Annotated in this window: 17 protein-coding genes; 7 read left to right on the top strand and 10 right to left on the bottom strand. The window is 66.5% G+C overall.

Features of this window, described 5'->3' with window-relative positions; genetic code table 11:
• Positions 1-5: 5 nt before the first annotated feature.
• Positions 6-986: a xanthine dehydrogenase family protein subunit M gene (locus EC839_RS06295; protein ID WP_007159318.1), complete on the bottom strand. Its 981-nt coding sequence runs from the start codon at positions 984-986 to the stop codon at positions 6-8.
• Positions 983-1,651: an aldehyde dehydrogenase iron-sulfur subunit PaoA gene (gene paoA / locus EC839_RS06290; protein WP_007159317.1), complete on the bottom strand. Its 669-nt coding sequence runs from the start codon at positions 1,649-1,651 to the stop codon at positions 983-985. Before paoA ends, EC839_RS06295 begins: the two co-directional genes overlap by 4 nt.
• Before the next feature lie 318 nt (positions 1,652-1,969).
• On the opposite strand from paoA, the gene EC839_RS06285 reads away from it, so the two are divergent.
• Genes EC839_RS06285 through EC839_RS06275 form a run of 3 tightly spaced genes read left to right on the top strand, consistent with a single transcriptional unit; the run spans position 1,970 to position 5,705 of the window.
• Entirely contained in the window at positions 1,970-2,500 is a 531-nt protein-coding gene (locus tag EC839_RS06285) for a (2Fe-2S)-binding protein (protein WP_132832477.1), read from the top strand.
• On the top strand, positions 2,497-3,483 hold the full coding sequence (locus tag EC839_RS06280) for a xanthine dehydrogenase family protein subunit M (protein ID WP_007159315.1): 987 nt from the start codon (positions 2,497-2,499) through the stop codon (positions 3,481-3,483). The genes EC839_RS06285 and EC839_RS06280 overlap by 4 nt, the downstream gene beginning before the upstream one ends.
• Positions 3,480-5,705: a xanthine dehydrogenase family protein molybdopterin-binding subunit gene (locus tag EC839_RS06275; RefSeq protein ID WP_007159314.1), complete on the top strand. Its 2,226-nt coding sequence runs from the start codon at positions 3,480-3,482 to the stop codon at positions 5,703-5,705. The genes EC839_RS06280 and EC839_RS06275 overlap by 4 nt, the downstream gene beginning before the upstream one ends.
• 229 nt (positions 5,706-5,934) lie before the next feature.
• On the opposite strand, the gene EC839_RS06270 is transcribed toward EC839_RS06275, so the two are convergent.
• The 4 genes from EC839_RS06270 to purM form a co-directional block, all read right to left on the bottom strand.
• Positions 5,935-6,114, bottom strand: coding sequence for a hypothetical protein (locus EC839_RS06270; RefSeq protein WP_007159313.1), 180 nt, complete (start codon positions 6,112-6,114; stop codon positions 5,935-5,937).
• 348 nt (positions 6,115-6,462) lie between these two features.
• Complete coding sequence (locus EC839_RS06265) at positions 6,463-7,176, bottom strand: DUF3108 domain-containing protein (RefSeq protein ID WP_007159312.1); 714 nt, start codon at positions 7,174-7,176, stop codon at positions 6,463-6,465.
• Between the two features lie 15 nt (positions 7,177-7,191).
• Positions 7,192-7,860: a phosphoribosylglycinamide formyltransferase gene (purN, locus tag EC839_RS06260; protein WP_007159311.1), complete on the bottom strand. Its 669-nt coding sequence runs from the start codon at positions 7,858-7,860 to the stop codon at positions 7,192-7,194.
• Positions 7,857-8,918: a phosphoribosylformylglycinamidine cyclo-ligase gene (gene purM, locus EC839_RS06255; protein ID WP_007159310.1), complete on the bottom strand. Its 1,062-nt coding sequence runs from the start codon at positions 8,916-8,918 to the stop codon at positions 7,857-7,859. Before purM ends, purN begins: the two co-directional genes overlap by 4 nt.
• 285 nt (positions 8,919-9,203) lie before the next feature.
• Between purM and EC839_RS06250 the strand changes: the two genes are divergently transcribed.
• Positions 9,204-10,283 (top strand): DUF2066 domain-containing protein, encoded by a 1,080-nt coding sequence (locus EC839_RS06250; RefSeq protein WP_007159309.1) that lies wholly within the window; start codon positions 9,204-9,206, stop codon positions 10,281-10,283.
• Between the two features lie 97 nt (positions 10,284-10,380).
• On the top strand, positions 10,381-11,085 hold the full coding sequence (gene hda / locus EC839_RS06245; RefSeq protein ID WP_017638945.1) for a DnaA regulatory inactivator Hda: 705 nt from the start codon (positions 10,381-10,383) through the stop codon (positions 11,083-11,085).
• Positions 11,086-11,100: 15 nt separating this feature from the next.
• Here the strand turns inward: hda and wrbA are convergent, their stop codons facing one another.
• Both wrbA and arsC read right to left on the bottom strand, forming a co-directional pair.
• Positions 11,101-11,700 (bottom strand): NAD(P)H:quinone oxidoreductase, encoded by a 600-nt coding sequence (gene wrbA / locus EC839_RS06240; RefSeq protein ID WP_007159307.1) that lies wholly within the window; start codon positions 11,698-11,700, stop codon positions 11,101-11,103.
• Entirely contained in the window at positions 11,697-12,050 is a 354-nt protein-coding gene (gene arsC / locus EC839_RS06235; protein WP_007159306.1) for an arsenate reductase (glutaredoxin), read from the bottom strand. The genes wrbA and arsC overlap by 4 nt, the downstream gene beginning before the upstream one ends.
• 91 nt (positions 12,051-12,141) lie before the next feature.
• On the opposite strand from arsC, the gene EC839_RS06230 reads away from it, so the two are divergent.
• On the top strand, positions 12,142-13,392 hold the full coding sequence (locus tag EC839_RS06230; protein ID WP_007159305.1) for a YihY family inner membrane protein: 1,251 nt from the start codon (positions 12,142-12,144) through the stop codon (positions 13,390-13,392).
• A complete protein-coding gene (locus tag EC839_RS06225) occupies positions 13,389-13,676 on the top strand; it encodes an acylphosphatase (RefSeq protein ID WP_007159304.1) in 288 nt (95 codons plus the stop codon). Before EC839_RS06230 ends, EC839_RS06225 begins: the two co-directional genes overlap by 4 nt.
• A 16-nt stretch (positions 13,677-13,692) precedes the next feature.
• Here the strand turns inward: EC839_RS06225 and EC839_RS06220 are convergent, their stop codons facing one another.
• Together EC839_RS06220 and EC839_RS06215 are read right to left on the bottom strand one after the other, a co-directional pair.
• Positions 13,693-15,399 carry a proline--tRNA ligase gene (locus EC839_RS06220; protein ID WP_007159303.1) on the bottom strand — a complete coding sequence of 569 codons (1,707 nt, stop codon included), beginning with the start codon at positions 15,397-15,399 and terminating at the stop codon, positions 13,693-13,695.
• A gap of 150 nt (positions 15,400-15,549) precedes the next feature.
• Positions 15,550-16,872, bottom strand: a complete 1,323-nt coding sequence (locus EC839_RS06215) for an OprD family porin (protein ID WP_007159302.1) — start codon at positions 16,870-16,872, stop codon at positions 15,550-15,552.
• Positions 16,873-16,976 lie beyond the last annotated feature (104 nt).

The raw sequence follows: 16,976 nt of genomic DNA, 5'->3' as shown, positions 1-16,976 counted from the left end.
TGTCCTCAGGCCTGTTGGCGAGCGTCGGCCACGCCGGCGCGCAGGATGCGGCGGGTCAGCTCGAGCTTGAAGTCGTTGTGGCCATAGCCACGGGCACCGGCGAGCAGGGCATCGCCCACGGCAGCCAGGTCACTGTCCACGGCCTGGCCGGCAAAGGCCTGGTCGGCCGCCGCCACCCGCCAGGGCTTGTGCGCCAGGCCGCCGAAGGCCGCCCGACCGCTGCGGATGCGCGGGCCGTCCAGCTCGACGATGGCGGCCATGGACACCAGGGCGAAGGCATAGGAGGCACGGTCGCGCACCTTGCGATAGACCTGGATGCCGGGCGGTGGCGGCGGCAGGGTCACCGCGGTGATGAGTTCGCCAGGTTGCAGCACCGTCTCGATCTGCGGGGTGTCCCCGGGCAGGCGATGGAAGTCGGCGAGGGGGATGCGCCGGGTGCGGCCATTGGCGTCGCGGGTCTCTACCGTGGCGTCCAGCACCCGCATGGCCACCGCCATGTCGGAGGGGTGCACGGCGATGCACTGATCGCTGGCGCCGATCACCGCGTTCATGCGATTGAAGCCGCCCAGGGCCGCGCAACCACTGCCGGGCTGGCGTTTGTTGCAAGGCATGGCGGTGTTGTAGAAGTAGGAGCAGCGGGTGCGCTGCAGGAGGTTGCCGCCGGTGGTGGCCTTGTTGCGTAACTGCGCCGAGGCACCGGCCAGCAGCGCGCGGGAGAGCACCGGATAGCGTTCGCGCACCCGGGCATCGGCGGCCAGGGTGGAGTTGCGCACCAGGGTACCGATGCGCAGGCCGCCATCCGCGGTGGGGCTGATCTGATCCAGCTGCAGGCGATTGATGTCCAGCACCTGGCTGGGGGTCTCGATCTCCAGCTTCATCAGGTCCAGCAGATTGGTACCGCCGGCGATGAAGCGACTGCCGGCCCGCGCACCCTGGCGGCTGGCATCGGCTTCGGTCTGCACGCGCTGATAGTCGAAGACCCTCATGCCTGGCCCCCCGCCATCTGGATGGCCGCGACGATGTTGGGATAGGCACTGCAGCGGCAGAGATTGCCGCTCATGCGCTCGCGGATCTCTTCCTCGCTCAGCCGCATAGGCCCGTTGAGGCGCGTCGAGACGTGACTGGGCATGCCGGCCTTGACCTCGTCCAGCAGGGCCACCGCCGAGCAGATCTGCCCCGGGGTGCAATAGCCGCACTGGAAACCGTCCTTGGCCAGGAAGGCCGCCTGCATGGGATGCAGGCGCTCGGCGTCGCCCAGGCCCTCGATGGTGGTGATGGTGTCGCCTTCGTGCATGGCCGCCAGGCTCAGGCAGCTGTTGATGCGCTGGCCGTTCACCAGCACCGTGCAGGCGCCGCACTGGCCATGGTCACAGCCCTTCTTGGTGCCGGTGAGGTGCAGGTTCTCGCGCAGCGCATCGAGCAGGGTGGTGCGGCTGTCGACCCGGAGCCGGCGCGCCTCGCCATTGATCTGCAGGGTCAGCGGCAGCAGTTGCGGCAGGCGGGCGGCGATGGCCTGGGGCGTCAGGGGCGCGCCACCGCTGGCCTGGGCGAAGGCGTAGCCGGGTATGGCGCTGGTTGCCACCAGCACCGCGGAGGTGCCGAGGAACTGACGCCGGGACAGGCGCCAGCGTGCATCGGAGTCGGAAGCCATGGTCGGATTCTCATCGTTGGGGGCACATCACGGGAGTTCTGATGACTGCCCCTGTGCCGCTGGGGTTCAGGCCACTGGGCCGCTGGTGCAGCGGAGCGCCATACCGGATGTGTCCTGCTCAGGGTGAAAGCCTCTGGCACGGCCTTTCCAACGCTCCGCTGAACAGTCTTCAACGTGACGTTGAATACCGCTGGGCAGGGGTGCTGAACCGCTTCCGGTCGGGCGCAGTCCCTTACCTGAGGTGGCCTTTCGCTGCCACCGCCTGATTCCGACCACGGGGGCAATCTGCACCCCGCGGCTTTAACCGTGAGGTCCGCCATGAACACCACCCCCGCGCGCCAGCTCCAGCCTCTGGCCGAACCCGAGTCCCATACCATCGCCCTGACCCTCAACGGCAAGCAGCTGCAGCTGGCCGTGGAGCCCTGGACCACGCTGCTTGACCTCTTGCGTGACCACCTCGATCTCACCGGCACCAAGAAGGGTTGCGATCACGGCCAGTGCGGCGCCTGTACCGTGCTGGTCAACGGCACCCGCATCAATAGTTGCCTGGCCCTGGCGGTCATGCAGGACGGGGCCGAAGTCACCACCATCGAAGGCCTCGCCCAGGGCGACCAACTGCACCCCATGCAGGCCGCCTTCGTCGCCGAGGACGCCTTCCAGTGTGGCTACTGCACCCCTGGGCAGATTTGTTCGGCCATCGGCATGCTCAAGGAAGGCCACGCCCACAGCGAAGCCGAGGTGGCCGAGCAGATGAGCGGCAACCTTTGCCGCTGCGGGGCCTACCGCAACATCCGCGCCGCCATCGAGCGCGCCCGCCCGGACTGCCAGCAAGGGGAGGGCCGCGAATGAACCGCTTCGGTTACGCCAAGCCCAACGCCGTGCCTGACGCCATCCGCCAGCACGGGCCCCAGACCCACTTCATCGCCGGTGGGACCAACCTGCTGGATCTGATGAAGGAAAACGTCGAGCGCCCCGAGCAGCTGATCGACGTCAACGGCCTACCCCTGCGCGAGGTCGAGACCACCGCCGAAGGCGGGCTGCGCATCGGTGCCCTGGTCAAGAACGCCGAGGTCGCCTATCACCCCGAGGTACAGCGGCGCTATCCGCTGCTGGCCAAGGCCATCCTCGCCGGCGCCTCGCCGCAACTGCGCAACATGGCCTCCACCGGCGGCAACCTGCTGCAGCGTACCCGCTGCTACTACTTCTACGACGTGGGCACCCCCTGCAACAAGCGTGAGCCCGGCTCCGGCTGCGGCGCGCGCGAGGGGCAGAATCGCATCCACGCCATCCTCGGCCACAGCGAGCAGTGCATCGCCACCCATCCCTCGGACATGTGCGTCGCCCTGGCCGCGCTGGAAGCCCGGGTCGAGGTGAGCGGTCCGAGTGGCGAGCGCGTCATCGACTTCGCCGACTTCCATCGACTGCCCGGCGACACCCCCGAGCGCGATACCAACCTCGCCGCCGATGAACTCATCACCGCTGTGACCCTGCCGGCCAACAGCCTGGCGGCCAACAGCGCCTACCTGAAGATTCGCGACCGCGCCTCCTATGCCTTCGCCCTGGTCTCGGTGGCAGCCGCGCTGGAATTGGACGGCGAGCGCATCAAGCAGGTCCGCGTCGCCCTGGGCGGCGTGGCCCACAAACCCTGGCGCCTGCCAGAAGCCGAGCAGGCGCTGGCCGGGCGGGTGGCGGACAAGGCGGCCTTTGGCCACTTGGCCGATCGCCTGCTGCAGGGCGCCCAGGGCTTCGCCCACAACAGCTTCAAGATCGAACTGGCCCGGCGCGCCATAGTGCGTGCCCTTACCGAAGCCGCCGGAGGTACCCTGCAATGACCGTCGTCCATCTGCAAAAAGCCGTTCCCCGCGTCGACGGTCCGCTCAAGGTCACCGGTCAGGCGCTCTATGCCGGCGAATTCAGCGTTCCTGATCTGGCCTTCGGCTTCGTGGTCAACGCCACCATCACCAAGGGCCGCCTGCTTGGCCTGGACGTCAGCGAAGCCCTGGCCCAGCCGGGTGTGCTCGAGGTGCTCAGCCATCTCAACCGACCCAAGATGGCCAGCTACGACGAGAGCTACACCGACATGGACGCGGCCGACGGCAAGCCTTTCCGGCCGCTGTACAACGATCGCATCCTCTACAGCGGCCAGCCCATCGCCCTGGTGGTGGCCGAGACCTTCGAGGCCGCGCGCCACGCCGCCTCGCTGATCCGTGCCCAGTACAGCGAGGAAGACCACGCCACCGACCTGGCCCAGGCCCGCAGCCAGGCCCACGAAGCGCCCATGGAATTGCCGGACAATCGCGGCGACGCCCCGGCGGCCTGGGCCGCGGCGTCCGTCCGTATCGAGGCCGAGTACCACTCCGCGGCGGAATTCCACAACCCCATGGAGATGCATGCCTCCACCGTCGTCTACCACAAGGACGGCAAGCTGACGGTGCATGACAAGACCCAGGGCGTGCAGAACAGCGCCCAGTTCGTCAGCAACATCTTCGGCCTGGGCGAGGGCGACGTGAAGGTCATCTCGCCCTTCGTTGGTGGGGCCTTCGGCTCCGGTCTGCGTCCCCAGTACCAGCTGGTGCTGGCGACCATGGCCGCGCTGCAGCTCAAGCGCTCGGTGCGGGTGACCCTGACCCGCCAGCAGATGTTCACCTTCGGCTATCGCCCCGAGACCTACCAGCAGCTCAAGCTGGCCTGCGACAGCGACGGCAAGCTGCAGGCCATCGATCACAGCGCCCTGGGCATCACCTCGCGCTTCGAGGACTTCACCGAAATGGTGCTGGTCTGGTCGGCGTCGCTCTATGCCTGCCCCAACGTCAAGCTGGCCTATCAACTGGCCGCGCTGGACGTCTACACCCCGCTGGACATGCGCGCCCCGGGCGCGGTGCTGGGCGTCTATGCGCTGGAAAGCGCCATGGACGAACTGGCCTATGCTGCCGACATAGATCCGCTGGAATTGCGCATCCGCAATTTCACCGACACCGATCCGGCCAAGGGCAAGCCCTATTCCAGCAAGGAATTGCTGGCGTGCTATCGCCAGGCGGCCGAGCGGTTCGGCTGGGAGCGACGCAGTATGGCGCCACGCTCCATGCGCGACGGCAACCAGCTGGTGGGCTGGGGCATGGCCACCGGGGTCTGGGAAGCCATGCAGCAACCCGCCACCGCCAAGGCGGTGATGAACATCGACGGCAGCCTGGTGGTGGCCAGTGCCACCTCCGACATCGGCACCGGCACCTACACGGTGATGACCCAGATCGCCGCCGAGAACCTCGGCCTGCCGCTGGACAAGGTCACCTTCAAGTTGGGCGATTCCACCCTGCCCAAGGCACCCCTGGAGGGCGGTTCCTTCACCGTGTCCTCGGTGGGTACCGCCGTCAAGCTGGCCTGCGACCAGTTGCGCCAGCAACTGCTGGATGCGGCCAAGGAAATGGATGACTCGCCACTGGCCAAGGCGGAGCTGGAGCAGGTGGTGTTCGCCGATGGCGGCATCAGCCTCAAGACCGACCCGGCCCAGCGCGTCGACTTCACCGCCATCCTCAAGGCCTCGGGTTCGCCGTCCATGGAAACCCTGGCCAGCGCCGAACCGGCGGAGGGGCGCGACGACTACGCCACCGGTACCCACTCGGCGGTGTTCGTCGAGGTCAAGGTCGACGAAGACTTCGGCAGCGTCCAGGTCAGTCGCGTGGTCACCGCCGTGGCCGCGGGTCGCATACTGAACCTCAAGACCGGCGAGAACCAGGTGGCCGGCGGCATCGTCTGGGGCATCGGCATGGGCCTGCAGGAAGAGGGGATGATGGACACTTCCGAAGGTCGCTGGATGAACCACAGCCTGGCGGAATACCACTTCCCGGTGCAGGCCGACATCCAGCAGCTGGAGGTGATCTTCGTCGACGAACACGACGAGATCGTCAATCCGCTCGGCGCCAAGGGCATCGGCGAGATCGGCATCGTCGGGGTGGCGGCAGCCATTGCCAACGCCATCTTCCACGCCACCGGCAAGCGGGTCCGCGATCTGCCCATCACCCTGGACAAGGTATTCGCCGACGAGCTGGTGCACTGACCGGAGCTTGTTGGGCTCCGACAATGGAGCTCCCCGCGCTGAACCAGCCCCTCTCCCTTTGGGAGAGGGTTGGGGTGAGGGGAACCAAACACACCGCTGGACCAGGTGACGCTGGACTTCACTCCGCTCAACCCAACCTACCCCAACCCGTCGCTACTCCCTGAAACGAAAAAGGCCCGCCTCCAAGAGGCGGGCCTTTTTCAGGCAGTCGGTAAAAAGATCCTTCGACTCACTCGGCGTGCGACGCGCCTTCGTGTTCGATCTGCTCCTTGTATTCCAGGGCAGCGGCTTCGCTCTGGTAGACGCCGACCAGTTCCCCTTCCTGCTTCACGTCCCACAGATGCATGCCCAGGCCACGGGCTTCGCGGGACATATGGTCTTCGTCACGTTCGGTTACGGTAATGGTCATGCTGCATCTCCTTGGTCGAGCCCGCGCTACGGCAGGGCTTGAAAACCCATACTAGAGCGTTTCGCTTCCGGACCAAGGCGTATCTCGGCAACAAGTCGTTACAACTTCTGCGACAATCTGTCGCGCTTGTGGTTGTCGTCTCGCGGCGTTGGTATCGCGGCCATGGGCCGCTCCTACACCTTTACGGAATTTGTAGGAGCGGCCCATGGCCGCGATAGGAGAAGAGGCACACTGCCTGAAGAAGGCTGCTGGATACCCACTCGCCTGTCACCAGGGGCAGCCATCACACCTGCGTGGGCGCATAAAAGAAAACGCCCTCCGAAGAGGGCGTCTTTGCCAGTGCCTGGATCAGTTGGCGCCCTTCACCGTGCGCCCGTTGACCGTGCCTTCCTTGAGGCTGGTCTGGTATTCCTTGCCGTCGCTCTCCTGCTGGTAGAGACGCACCAGCAGATAGTCCCAGTCCTTGGCGAACCACAGCTCGGTCTTGCGGCTGCTCTTGGTCGGGTCGCGCACGCGCTCGACCTTGATGGTGTCGAGCAGGCCCAGCGGGGTGCGGATGCGCTCCGGGCCGATGACGCGGAAGTCATAGGTGTCGATGCTGTCGCCGTCGACGATCTGGTAGCTCATGCTCTTCTTGCCGTCGGCCACGTCCTGCTGCAGCTTGAGCTGGTAGGTGGACTTGTCCAGCAGACCGCGATCCAGGGTCAGGCTGACCGGATCATCCTTGTCCTTGCCGGTGACCTTCTTGCCGGCCCAGTCGAAGGTCAGCTCGCTTTCGCGGCTCTTGCCCAGGCCGCTGCGCTTGTACTGGTAGGTATCCGGCAGAAAGGCCTCGCCTTCGCGGCGGAAGGTGCTGGATTCGTTGAGGCCGGCGACCAGCATGGAGGCTTCGAACTTCAGCTCCCAGCGGCCATCGGCTTCCTTCTCGAGCGAGCGCTCGGCCGAGCCGCTGACCGGCATCTGCTTCCAGTCGGCGGTGTAGCTGGCCGTGAACGGCTGCAGGTCGAAGGCGAAGGCCGAGGCGCTGCAGAGGGTGGCCAATAGGAACAACAGACGTCGCATCAGTTTCTCCTTGGATCAGGAAGGGGAGGCCGTGGCCGTCAGCGACGGCAACTCGGCCCCGGTAGGCGGCAGCGCCTCGCCGTCGAGCTCGGCACCCAGGGTACCCAGCCGCAGACGGCCTTCGGCGAACAACCGCACGGCCACAGGATAAAGGAGGTGCTCGGCGGCGTGTACCCGTGTCGCGAGGCTCTCCGCCGTATCTTCGGAACGTACCGGCACCCGCGACTGCAGCACGACCGGACCGCCATCCAGCTCTTCGGTGACGAAGTGCACGCTGCACCCGTGCCAGGCATCGCCGGCATCGAGGGCGCGCTGGTGGGTGTGCAAGCCCTTGTATAGGGGCAGCAGCGAAGGATGGATATTGAGCAGGCGACCCTGGTAGCGCCGCACGAAGGCGGGCGTGAGGATGCGCATGAAGCCGGCCAGCACCACCAGATCGGCGCCCTGGGCGTCGATGGCGGCCGCCAGGGCCGCATCGAAGCCTTCGCGATCGGCATGCTCGCGGTGATCGATCACCTGGGTGGCGATCCCGGCCTGCCGGGCCCGCTCCAGGCCATAGGCCTCGGCGCGGTTGGCGATCACCGCCGCGATCCGCACGGGCGGCGTCGCGGCGTCGATCAGGGCTTGCAGGTTGCTGCCGTGGCCGGAGATGAGCACCACCACGGCGCAGTCGGCTTGACTCATCCGTGCTGTTTCAGATTGTTCAGCACGACCTGGTCGGCGCCTTCGGCGGCCTGTTCGATGCGGCCGATGACCCAGGGCTGCTCACCCTCGGCACGCAGCACCTGCAGAGCGGCTTCGACCTGCTCCTGGGCCACGCAGATGACCATGCCCACGCCGCAGTTCAGCACGCGGTGCATCTCGGTCTCGTCGACGTTGCCCTGCTGCTGCAGCCAGTCGAACACCGCCGGACGCTGCCAGCTGGCCACGTCGAGCACCGCCTGGGCACCCTCGGGCAGCACGCGCGGGATGTTGTCCAGCAGACCGCCGCCGGTGATGTGGGCCATGGCCTTGACCGCGCCGGTGTCCTTGATCAGCTTGAGCAGCGGCTTGACGTAGATGCGGGTGGGCGCCATCAGCAACTCGGTCAGCGGCTGGCCGTCGAGCTGGATGTTCTCGATGTCGGCACCGGCCACCTCGATGATCTTGCGGATCAGCGAATAGCCGTTGGAGTGCGGACCGGAGGAGGGCAGGGCGATCAGGGCGTCGCCGGTAGCCACCTTGGAACCGTCGATGATCTCGGACTTCTCCACCACGCCGACGCAGAAGCCGGCCAGGTCGTAGTCTTCGCCTTCGTACATGCCGGGCATCTCGGCGGTCTCGCCGCCCACCAGGGAGCAGCCGGCCTGTTCGCAGCCGGTGCCGATGCCGGTCACCACCTGGGCGGCGACGTCGACGTTGAGCTTGCCGGTGGCGTAGTAGTCGAGGAAGAACAGCGGCTCGGCGCCGCAGACCACCAGGTCGTTGACGCACATGGCGACCAGGTCGATGCCGATGCTGTCGTGCTTGGCCAGGTTCATGGCCAGGCGCAGCTTGGTGCCGACACCGTCGGTGCCGGAGACCAGTACCGGCTGGCGATAGCCTGCCGGGATCTCGCACAGGGCACCGAAGCCCCCCAGGCCGCCCATGACTTCCGGGCGGGCGGTGCGCTTGGCGACGCCCTTGATGCGTTCTACCAGAGCCTCACCGGCGTCGATGTCTACACCGGCGTCCTTGTAGCTCAGCTGGGGTTGTTTGCTCATGAATCCTGGCCTTTGGCTAATGGCGAAACGAGCCGGCTGGCGCCAGCCGGCAATGAGGCGGGCGATTTTACCAGAAGCCGTGCCAAAGCACGCGGCCCGCCGCGGCCTCCGGTCCGGGCGGCGATGGCACCCGGCCAGCCTGCCGTGGTCTGAGCCAGATCGCCTGCCCGTTCGCCGGGCGGGTAGTCTCCGCCGCTACCTTCTGCGCAGCCCGCGACCCAGTGCCCTTGCTCGCGGATCAGGCGGCTTTTAAGGTATGCCCCTTGCCCCTTCTATGGAATCGCCATGCGCCGTCTCGTCCTTCCGTTGCTCGCTTCGCTGCTGGTCCTGAGTCCGCTCGCCCGCGCCGAGGTGGTGGACAACCTCTACCAGGTCCGCGAGCCGGTGACCTCGCAACAGCCGGACGAGCGCAATGCCGCCCTCAAGCGTGCCCTGCAGGTCCTGGCCGGGCGCCTGACCGGCAACCCCCAGGCCGGTCAGACCCCGGCGCTGGCCAGCGCCCTGGCGGCGCCCGAATCCCTGATCAGCCAGTACGGCTACGACGCCGGTCCGCCGGAGGTGCTGGTGGTCAACTTCGATCCGGCTGCCACCGAGCGGGCCCTGGGTCAGGCGGGTCTCTCGGTATGGGGCGCCAATCGTCCGGTGGTGATGATCTGGTGGCTCAACGACGCCGACAGCGGGGCGACCCTGGTCGGTGACGGCCAGCCCGCCAGCACCGGAGTCCAGCGCGGCGCCCAGCGCGCCGGTCTGCCGATCCGCCTGCCGCTGGCCGACCTCAACGAACAGCTGGCCGGCACCGCCGCCAACATCGACGCCAGCGATCCGACCGCCCTGCGCCAGGCCTCCGAGCGCTACGGCGCCAATGCCCTGCTGGCCGTCCACGCCAAACCCCAGGGCAATGGCTGGCAGGCCCAGTGGCGCCTGTGGAACAACGGTGCCGCCGAGCAGGGCAGCAGTCAGGCCGCCGATCAGGATGCCCTGGCCGCTGCGGTGCTGCAGGACGTTGCCGCGCGCCTGTCGAAGAAATTCGTCTCCCGCCCGGGCACGACCCAGCCGCTGACCCTGGTGGCCGACAATTCCAACTTCGAACGCTATGCCCAGCTGCAGAAGGTACTGGAGCCCCTGTCGAGCCGGCTGGTCAAGGTCGACGGCACCCAGCTGACCTACGACCTCACCGCCAATCCGGACCAGTTGCAGGCGCAACTTGGTCTTGCCGGTCTGCAGTCCGCCGCGGCGCCGGCCGCTCCGGCACCGGCGACCCCGGCTGCACCCGTGGATGCCACGGCCGCCCCCACCCCGCCCGCGGCCCCGCCGGCGTCGGCCGCGCAACCGGCGCGGACCACCCTGTATTTCCGCTGGCCGTGAGGGCTGGCACCCAAGACTGAAGCGGCTGCTGCGAGGGGCCCGGGATTTGGTTAGACTTGGCGCCCTCGCGAAACTGCCAAGAGCCGTTCGAGCCGGCATGATGCCTTTACAGCTGCCCCTGGGCATTCGTCTGCGTGACGACGCCACCTTCGTCAACTACTACCCTGGCGCCAATGCCGCGGCGCTCGGCTATGTCGAGCGTCTCTGCGATGCCGACGCCGGCTGGACGGAAAGCCTGATCTATCTCTGGGGCGGCGCGGGTGCCGGCCGCAGCCACCTGATGCAGGCCGCCTGTCACCGCCTGGAAGAACTGGGCGAGCGTGCCATCTACCTGCCCATGGGCGAACTGGCCGACTACGGCGTCGAGCTGTTCGACAACCTCGAACAGTGCGAGCTGGTCTGCCTCGACGATCTCGACGCCCTGGCCGGGCAGCGGCGCTGGGAAGAGGCGCTCTTCCATCTGTTCAATCGCCTGCGCGATGCCGGCAAGCGACTGCTGATCTCCAGCACCGCCTCGCCGCGGCAATTGCCGGTGCAGCTGGCCGATCTCAAGTCGCGCCTGACCCTGGCGCTGGTCTTCCAGTTGCGCCCGCTGTCCGACGAAGACAAGCTGCGCGCCCTGCAACTGCGTGCCTCCCGCCGCGGCCTGCACCTGACCGACGAGGTCGGTCGCTTCATCCTCTCGCGCAACACCCGCAGCATGGACGCCCTGTTCGACATGCTCGAACGCCTGGATCAGGCGTCGCTGCAGGCGCGACGCAAGCTCACCATTCCCTTCGTCAAGGAAATCATGGGCTGGTAGCCGCGCCGGCTCCCGCTATTGCTGCAGGCGACCCGCCAGGGTCGCCAGGCGCTTGCCCAGGGCCCGGCACAGCGCCGTCTCCTGCTCGTCCAGCGCGCGCTTGCCATCCGCCCCGGCGAAATGACTCGGCCCATAGGGCGTACCGCCCCCCTTGGTTTCCAGCAGGGCGCTCTCGCTGTAGGGCAGGCCGGTGATGAGCATGCCGTGGTGCAGCAGCGGCAGGGCCATGGACAGCAGGGTGCTCTCCTGGCCGCCATGCAGACTGGCGGTGGAGGTGAAGACGCCAGCGGGCTTGTCCACCAGGGCGCCGGTCAGCCAGAGGCTGTTGGTGCCGTCGAGAAAGTACTTCATGGCGGCGGCCATGTTGCCGTAGCGCGTCGGACTGCCCAGGGCCAGGGCCGCGCAATCGCGCAGGTCGTCGAGGGTGGCGTAGACCGCGCCCTGCTCGGGTACCGCCGGGGCGACGGCGGCGCACTCGGCGGAGACCGCCGGCACAGTGCGCAGGCGCGCGGCCATGCCGCCCATCTCCACCCCGCGGGCGACCTGGCGGGCCATCTCGGCGGTGGCGCCATGGCGGCTGTAGTAGAGCACCAGGACATAGGCTTCGGGGGTCATTGCAGGATCTCCAGGACACGCTCGGGGGGACGACCGACGACGGCGCGTTCGCCGCGCACGGCGATGGGTCTTTCGATCAGCTTGGGATGGGCGGCCATGGCCGCGATCAGGGCTGCGTCGTCCAGCGCCGGATCGGCGAGGTTCAATTCGCGATAGGCGTCCTCGCCGGTGCGCAGCAACTGGCGCGCCTCCAGGCCCAGCTTGGCGAGCAGCGCGCGCAGGGTGGCGGCGTCCGGCGGCGTTTCCAGGTAGGGCACCACGGACACGGCTAGCTCGCGGCTTTGCAGCAGCTCCAGGGCCGCCCGCGATTTCGAGCAGCGCGGATTGTGATAGAGGACGATTTCACTCATGGGCTGATCCATAGAAGGTAAGATGCCCATTGTAGCGGGTTGGCGAGGACTGCCGCGCCAGCCCTTGACCGTGCCTTTCGAGGAACCGCCAATGCCGGCCCGCTTGCGTGAACTGCTGTCCTTCGTTCGCTACCTCGCCGACCGCTTCATCGAAGACCGCGCCCCCAACAATGCCGCGGCCCTGACCTATACCACCCTGTTCGCGGTGGTCCCGGTGATGACCGTGACCTTCGCCATGCTCTCGGCGATACCCGCCTTCCAGGGCACGGAAGTGCAGATCCAGGCCTTCATCTTCCGCAATTTCGTGCCCTCCACCGGGGCGACCCTGGAAGAGTACCTGCGCAACTTCATCGAGCAGGCGCGGCACCTGACCTGGCTGGGCGTGGCCCTCCTGGCAGTGACGTCCTTCTTCATGCTGGTGACGGTGGAAAAGACCTTCAACGACATCTGGCGGGTACGCATTCCGCGGCGCGGGGTCTCCAGCTTCCTGCTCTACTGGGCGGTGCTCAGCCTGGGGCCCCTGCTGCTGGGCGCCGGCTTCGCCATGAGCACCTACCTGGCCTCGGTGGCCCTGGTGTTCGGCTCCTACGGCATGTCGGGCGCCCAGGCGCTGCTCAAGGTCACGCCGCTGCTGTTCAGCATCGCCGCCTTCACCCTGATGTACGCCGCCGTGCCCAACACCCGGGTACCGCTGCGCCATGCGCTGATCGGCGGAGCCCTGACCGGGGTGCTGTTCGAGGCGGCCAAGAGTCTGTTCGGCCTCTATGTCTTCTATTTCCCCGGCTACCAGCTGATCTATGGCGCCTTTGCCACGGTGCCGCTGTTCCTGGTGTGGATCTATGTCTGCTGGCTGATCGTGCTGCTCGGCGCGGAGGTGGTCTGCAGCCTGTCCACCACCCATCACTGGCGCAGCGCGCCCTTGCCGGCCTTCTTCATCCTGCTCGCCGTGCTACGGGCCTTTCTGGAAAGGCAGCAGAGCGGTTCCAGTCTGCACCTGGGGCGGCTGCACCAGGCCGGCTGGAAGCTGCCGGAGCATGAATGGCATGCGGTGCTGGCGTTCCTGCAGCAGGAACGCCTGGTGTGCCAGAACGACAGCGGCCACTGGGTGCTCTGCCGCGACCTGCATGGCTATGCGCTGCTGGATCTGCTGGATCGCGCACCTTGGGCACCGCCTGCGCCGGATTGCTGGCCGCCCGCCGAACGCTTTCCCGGTGACTGGTATCCACAGCTGCAGGACGCCTTCACGCGGCTACAGGCACAGCGTCATGAACTGCTCGCCGGGAGCGTGGCCCAGTGGCTCAAGGTCGGGCCGGTACTGGAAGAGCGAGGAGCCCCACGATGATCGCAAAATCGGCACGTCATGGCCTGATCAGTGGCCGCGTCCAGGGCGTCTACTATCGCGAGAGCACGCGGCAGGAGGCGCGGCGACTGGGCGTCACCGGCTGGGTGCGGAACCTGGCGGATGGCCGGGTGGAATGCCACCTGGAAGGTTCGATCGAAGCCCTTGCCCAGCTGGAACTCTGGCTCTGGCAGGGACCGGCAGCGGCCGAGGTGACCGGGGTGGAGCTGGAGGAGGTGGCCTGCACCGGCCTGACCGACTTCCAGGTCAGGCGCGCGGACGCCTGACCTGGAGCGGTAGCCCTCAGCGGGCCTTGAGGAAGCCTACGATCTCGGCAAGGGCGACGTTCTGGCTGTCGCTCTCGGTGCGGCCCTTGTATTCGACCAGGCCTTCGTTGAGACCGCGCTCACCCACCACCAGGCGATGGGGAATGCCGATCAGCTCCATGTCGGCGAACTTCACGCCAGGGCTGGTCTTCTTGTCACGGTCGTCCAGCAGCACATCGAAGCCGGCGGCCTTCAGTTCGCCATAGAGGCGATCGGTCGCCTCCTTCACCGCGGCGTTTTCGTACTTCATCGGCACTAGGGCGATCTGGAAGGGCGCCAGGGCAGCCGGCCAGCGGATACCGCGCTCGTCATGGTTCTGCTCGATGGCGGCGGCGACCACGCGGGACACCCCGATGCCGTAGCAGCCCATGGTCAGGGTGGTGGGTTTGCCTTCCTCGCCCAGTACCGACAGCTTCATCGCCTCGCTGTACTTGGTGCCCAGCTGGAAGATGTGGCCCACCTCGATGCCGCGCTTGATCACCAGGGTGCCCTGGCCATCGGGGCTCGGGTCGCCGGCCACCACGTTGCGCAGATCGGCGACCTGGGGCAGCGGCAGATCACGCTCCCAGTTCACGCCGAAGTAGTGCTTGTCTTCCTGGTTGGCGCCGATACCGAAATCGCTCATCAGGGCGACCGAGCGATCGACGATGCAGGGGATCGACAGATTCATCGGGCCCAGGGAGCCAGGGCTGGCGCCGATGGCGGCGCGGATTTCCGGCTCGGTGGCGAACACCAGGGGGCTGGCGACTTCCGGCAGGTTGGCCGCCTTGATCTCGTTGAGTTCGTGATCGCCACGCACCACCAGCGCGACCAGGGTGCCTTCCTCGGCGCCACGCACGACCAGGGTCTTCACGGTCTTCTCGATGGCCAGACCGAATTTCTCCACCAGATCGGCGATGGTCTTGGTGTCGGGGGTGTCGACCAGACGCAATTCCTCGGTGGCGGCGCCGCGCGCGGTTTCCCGCGGCAGGGCCTCGGCCTTCTCGATGTTGGCGGCGTAGTCGGAGCTGTCGCTGAAGGCGATGTCGTCTTCACCGGAGCCGGCCAGCACATGGAATTCGTGGGAACCGCTGCCGCCGATGGAGCCGTTGTCGGCCTGCACCGGACGGAAATTCAGACCCAGGCGGCTGAAGACGTTGCAATACGCCTGGTACATGGCGTCGTAGGTTTCCTGCAGCGACGCCTGGTTCAGGTGGAAGGAATAGGCATCCTTCATCACGAACTCGCGGCCGCGCATCAGGCCGAAACGCGGGCGGATCTCGTCGCGGAACTTGGTCTGGATCTGGTACAGGTTGATCGGCAGCTGCTTGTAGCTGTTCAGCTCGTTGCGCATCAGGTCAGTGATGACTTCCTCGTGGGTCGGGCCCACGCAGAAATCGCGCTGATGACGGTCCTTCAGGCGCAGCAGCTCGGGACCGTACTGCTCCCAGCGACCGGATTCCTGCCACAGCTCGGCGGGCTGGATCGCCGGCATCAGCACTTCCAGGGCGCCGGTGGCGTTCATTTCCTCGCGCACCACGGCTTCCACCTTGCGCAGCACGCGCAGGCCCAGCGGCAGCCAGGTGTAGAGACCCGAGGCCAGCTTGCGGATCATGCCGGCACGCAGCAGCAGCTGGTGGCTGATCACCACGGCATCGGAAGGGGTTTCTTTGAGGGTGGACAGCAGGAACTGGCTGGTACGCATGGCTAGGCGGTCTGTCGGCATCGAGACGGGACCAGCATTGTACGGCGGGGTGGGGCAGGGCGTACAGGGACGCGGGTGGCGCCGACCGGAGGCCGGAAAAGAACAGCCCGGCGAATGCCGGGCTGCTGGATCGTGCGAGTGCGCTGTCCCTTACAGGATGCTCAGCGGGTACTCGGTGATCAGGCGGAACTCGTTGACGTTACCGCTACCGCCAGTACCGGTGCTGGCATCACCGCGGTGCCAGGTCTGGCGAATGCGGAAGGACAGGTCCTTGGCCGGGCCGCTCTGCAGAACGTACTTGGCTTCGAGGTTGGTCTCGTGTTCTTTATCGCCGTCTTGATAGAAGCCGGCGTATGCAGTATTGGCGTTTGGTGCATCGATGCCAGTGCCGCGAACATAACGAGTCATGAAGCTCAAGCCGGGTACACCCAGGGTGGCCATGTTCAGGTCGTAGCGAGCCTGCCAGGACTTCTCGCCCGGTGCGTTGAAGTCGGAGAACTGGATGGAGTTGGCCAGGAAGATGCTGTCGCCGCCGCTGCCAAGGGCATCGCCTTTGCCGCCTGCACCGACGTAATCGAACGGGGTATCACCGTTGACCTTCTGGAAGCCCAGGGTGAAGGTGTGGGCGTCGATGCTATAGGCAGCTGCCAGCGAGAAGGTGTTGTTGCTGATGTCACCCAGCTTGGCGCTGCCAGTGTCCTTGGTGTAGTAGTAGTTGGCGTCGAAGGTCAGCGACTGATTGGCGCTCAGCGGCTGAACGAAGTTGACGTTCGCGTAGTACTGGTTCCACAGGTCTTCCAGGCGACCGTAGTACAGCGAGGCGCTCAGTTGGTCGTTGAACTTGTACTTGCCGCCTGCGTAGTCACCAGAGCTGGTGGTTACGCCTGCCAGTTGAGCACCTAGATTGCCGTCGTGGTAGGTGTTGATGTTGTCGCGACCGGCTGTGAAGTGGCCGGCTTCCAGGAACAGGTTCTGGATTTCTTCGCTGGTCAGCATGAAGCCGGTAGCGGTCTGCGGGAACAGGCGGCTGCCGCCCACGGCGAACACGGGCGAGGTCGGCTGCAGGTTGCCGTACTTCAGCACGGTGTTGGAGATGCGCAGCTTGACTGCGGCGCCAGCGGTGGAGTACTCGTCGTTCGGGCGGCCATCGTTGCCGATCGGCAGGTTGCCGGTGCCGGCATAACCCTTGCCGCCATCGAGCTTGATGCCGAGATAGCCGAAGGCATCCACGCCGACACCCACGGTGCCCTGAGTGAAGCCCGACGCGTAGTTCAGCAGGAAGCCATGGCTCCAGTCGCGACGATCATTAGCACCGCCATTACGATCCCGGTTGAAGTAATAGTTGCGGTTCAACAGGTTCAGCTTGCTGTCTTCGACAAAGCCCTTGGATTCGGACTGCTGGTCGGCAAAAGCCAGTTGAGTGGTCCCTGCGGCTACGGCCAGGGCGAGAATGCTCCACTTCATCGCTTGCATCAGAAATGCTCCTTTGGGTTGAAAGTCAGCCATCGTGTCAGCCGTGGCTGTTTGTTCTAATGGCGGCACATATAGCACCTCTCTCGGAGGGGCGATAGGCTTCA

This window comes from Pseudomonas sp. JUb52, from assembly GCF_004341115.1.
Classification (GTDB): Bacteria; Pseudomonadota; Gammaproteobacteria; order Pseudomonadales; family Pseudomonadaceae; genus Chryseomonas; species Chryseomonas oryzihabitans.
Note: the sequence above shows the minus strand (reverse complement) of the source record. Positions and strands in the feature narration are given on the sequence as shown.

Coding starts and splice junctions, on each gene's coding strand:
- EC839_RS06295 (WP_007159318.1), bottom strand. CDS start 986: ATGAGGGTCTTCGACTATCAGCGCGTGCAGACCGAAGCCGATGCCAGC.
- paoA (WP_007159317.1), bottom strand. CDS start 1,651: ATGGCTTCCGACTCCGATGCACGCTGGCGCCTGTCCCGGCGTCAGTTC.
- EC839_RS06285 (WP_132832477.1), top strand. CDS start 1,970: ATGAACACCACCCCCGCGCGCCAGCTCCAGCCTCTGGCCGAACCCGAG.
- EC839_RS06280 (WP_007159315.1), top strand. CDS start 2,497: ATGAACCGCTTCGGTTACGCCAAGCCCAACGCCGTGCCTGACGCCATC.
- EC839_RS06275 (WP_007159314.1), top strand. CDS start 3,480: ATGACCGTCGTCCATCTGCAAAAAGCCGTTCCCCGCGTCGACGGTCCG.
- EC839_RS06270 (WP_007159313.1), bottom strand. CDS start 6,114: ATGACCATTACCGTAACCGAACGTGACGAAGACCATATGTCCCGCGAA.
- EC839_RS06265 (WP_007159312.1), bottom strand. CDS start 7,176: ATGCGACGTCTGTTGTTCCTATTGGCCACCCTCTGCAGCGCCTCGGCC.
- purN (WP_007159311.1), bottom strand. CDS start 7,860: ATGAGTCAAGCCGACTGCGCCGTGGTGGTGCTCATCTCCGGCCACGGC.
- purM (WP_007159310.1), bottom strand. CDS start 8,918: ATGAGCAAACAACCCCAGCTGAGCTACAAGGACGCCGGTGTAGACATC.
- EC839_RS06250 (WP_007159309.1), top strand. CDS start 9,204: ATGCGCCGTCTCGTCCTTCCGTTGCTCGCTTCGCTGCTGGTCCTGAGT.
- hda (WP_017638945.1), top strand. CDS start 10,381: ATGATGCCTTTACAGCTGCCCCTGGGCATTCGTCTGCGTGACGACGCC.
- wrbA (WP_007159307.1), bottom strand. CDS start 11,700: ATGACCCCCGAAGCCTATGTCCTGGTGCTCTACTACAGCCGCCATGGC.
- arsC (WP_007159306.1), bottom strand. CDS start 12,050: ATGAGTGAAATCGTCCTCTATCACAATCCGCGCTGCTCGAAATCGCGG.
- EC839_RS06230 (WP_007159305.1), top strand. CDS start 12,142: ATGCCGGCCCGCTTGCGTGAACTGCTGTCCTTCGTTCGCTACCTCGCC.
- EC839_RS06225 (WP_007159304.1), top strand. CDS start 13,389: ATGATCGCAAAATCGGCACGTCATGGCCTGATCAGTGGCCGCGTCCAG.
- EC839_RS06220 (WP_007159303.1), bottom strand. CDS start 15,399: ATGCGTACCAGCCAGTTCCTGCTGTCCACCCTCAAAGAAACCCCTTCC.
- EC839_RS06215 (WP_007159302.1), bottom strand. CDS start 16,872: ATGCAAGCGATGAAGTGGAGCATTCTCGCCCTGGCCGTAGCCGCAGGG.